The organism is Synechococcales cyanobacterium T60_A2020_003, from assembly GCA_015272205.1.
Classification (GTDB): domain Bacteria; phylum Cyanobacteriota; class Cyanobacteriia; order RECH01; family RECH01; genus JACYMB01.
Genome location: JACYMB010000077.1, coordinates 1 through 2,443 on the forward strand (window position 1 = coordinate 1; position 2,443 = coordinate 2,443).

General features: G+C 50.5%; 2 protein-coding genes. Both read left to right on the forward strand.

Annotated elements, in window-relative coordinates; all coding sequences use genetic code 11:
- The first annotated feature begins 474 nt into the window (after positions 1-474).
- Entirely contained in the window at positions 475-1,329 is an 855-nt protein-coding gene (locus tag IGR76_03915; GenBank protein MBF2077670.1) for an rRNA pseudouridine synthase, read from the forward strand.
- Positions 1,326-2,141 (forward strand): helix-turn-helix domain-containing protein, encoded by an 816-nt coding sequence (locus IGR76_03920; protein ID MBF2077671.1) that lies wholly within the window; start codon positions 1,326-1,328, stop codon positions 2,139-2,141. Before IGR76_03915 ends, IGR76_03920 begins: the two co-directional genes overlap by 4 nt.
- Positions 2,142-2,443 lie beyond the last annotated feature (302 nt).

The window sequence follows — 2,443 nt, forward strand, 5'->3', positions numbered from 1 at the left end:
CTGTCAATCGTGAAACAAATTGTAGAAGCACACCATGGACGCATTCCGGCAAAGAACCATCCAGATACTAATGTTGCTTGGATTCAAATCCAGTTCCCCCAGTGCCAACCCTCATCTCCAACCGAATTTATGAAAGGGTCATAACAGCTTCTGCCCCAACCATATTGACAGACGTATTTACAGACTAGAATTCCCATGCAATGCTGGGTTCAGATGAGGTTCAAGCATGGTAGACCAACCGTCTAAAATTTCTAATTCATCCTCTACAAGAGAACGCCGCAAACTCTCTGCTTTCAAGGAATAGAGCCGTTATCCATTCGTATGCTCGTCGCCAAGTACAGAATTTTAGGCTGCAGCTCTTAAAAAAACGATACAGTTTTGGTAGCCTGGAGATGAGTATAAACTCACTAGTGACGTCCTGTCTTTACAGTCTCCTACACCCACGATTTACCATTACTTAGGTCAAACAACTTCATGGAGGAACGGTTACAAAAGATCCTGTCACAGTGGGGGGTTGCATCTCGCCGCCAAGCGGAGCAACTCATCTCTGGTGGTCGTGTAAGGTTGAACGGCGTTCCAGCAGAGGTAGGGCAAAAGGCTGATCCTCAACGGGACTGTATTGAAGTAGACGGAGTTCGGATTCAAGCAGGTAATCGACCAGACGCTATCTATCTACTTTTGAACAAGCCGATCGGAGTGGTTTGCACTTGCCATGATCCGGAAGGGCGGATGACCATCTTGGATTACGTGCCTGATTCCCTTCGCTACGACCACGGCATTCATCCAGTTGGTAGACTCGATACCGACTCCACAGGGGCACTGTTACTCACCAACGACGGCGCACTCACCTTCGCTTTGACTCACCCGAAACACTCGGTGGAGAAAACCTACCTAGTATGGCTGAAAGGCGCACCCAGTGCTGAGGAAATCCAACGATGGCGTTCAGGCATAGTGTTAGATGGTCGCAAGACCATGGCTGCTAAGGTTCAGTGCTTGAAACAGAGCGGCCACGGATTAGACAAGCAAACATTATTGGAGGTCAAATTGCGGGAAGGCCGTAATAGACAAATCCGCCGAGTTGCAGAACAATTAGGATACCCAGTCTTGAGGTTGCATCGGGTTGCGATTGGCTCTCTAGCGCTAGGAAATCTGGGCAAGGGAGAATGTCGATCGTTAACGCCCGAAGAATTGCAGATCTTGAAGCATCAGGCTCAAGGACATAGAGATGCTCATGAAGGCGATCGCCCCCACAAAAGGCGTACCCCCGATGAATCAATAACACAGGAGTCGGTATCAGGTGGTTCCGGATTGGGAGGAAAGAAAAGATGACAGACGTATCTAGACTTGCACAGGAACAACAGGAACGCCTGATTGAAATTGGAGCATACCTACGGCAGCTTCGGGAACAGCATCTCCTTTCTCTGGATGATGTGGCGACCCGAACCTGGATTCGAGTAGCTCTCCTCCGCGCCATTGAAGACGGCCAGATACAGCGACTGCCAGAACCTGTGTATATTCGGGGATTCATTAAGCGCTATGCAGAGGCCCTGGGGCAAGATGGAGAAACCTTCGCCGACGCATTCCCGATCCAAACCATGCGTCCGGTGCAGTCTTTTTGGCGTCTTTCTCCCGCGATTCCGCTCCGTCCTCTACACCTGTATTTCGCTTACGTGTTGCTCATCATGGCAGCCATTAGTGGCCTATCCTATGCGATGAATCGCTCGGAAACCCTTGCAACTCGTGAGTCCCAGCAAGCTATCCCTCCTGTGCAAGCGAATTTGCCCACGGATGAAAGATCTAAAGATGTTGTTGCGGCTCAATCCCCCAAATCCTCAAGTCCTTCTACTCCGACGCCTATTTCAGATAAGCCTGTGCGGGTTCAGATTACCTTAACGGCTCAGTCTTGGTTGCGGGTTGAAGTCGATGGCAAAACTGATTTTGAGGGGATGCTCGCTGAGGGAACCCAGCGCACCTGGACAGCAGAGCAGCAGGTAGTGCTGCGGGCGGGCAATGCTGGTGGAGTCATGGTCGCCTACAACGAGGGTGAACGGAAGCAACTTGGTGAAGCGGGTGCCGTAGAAGAGGTTACGTATTCCTCCAATCAGTCAGAAACGGCATTAACGACGTCGCTGTTGCAGTAGATCAGTGATTTTTCCATAAAAAATGGGGGATTTCCCCCATTCCTGGCGTTGATTGCTGTGACAGCTCAATCGCTGCCTGCAGCAAATTAGGTTTAATTCCAACGGTGGTTCAAAGGTTAGCGTTCACGGCGTTGCTCAGCGGAAAACTCTTGGAGACGCTCAGTAACATTAAAAGATCCCGAAGAGACGGGGGCTTGCTCTATTTCCGTTCCTTCGGTTGAAACTCCGGCACTCTCCCAAGCAGACAGCCCACCCTGCAAAGCGGCAACTCGTTGGTAACCACTCTGTCTCAAGGCTTGAGT

Excerpts from the sequence above, each read along its gene's own strand:
- IGR76_03920 (MBF2077671.1), top strand. The coding sequence starts at position 1,326 with ATGACAGACGTATCTAGACTTGCACAGGAACAACAGGAACGCCTGATT.
- IGR76_03915 (MBF2077670.1), top strand. The coding sequence starts at position 475 with ATGGAGGAACGGTTACAAAAGATCCTGTCACAGTGGGGGGTTGCATCT.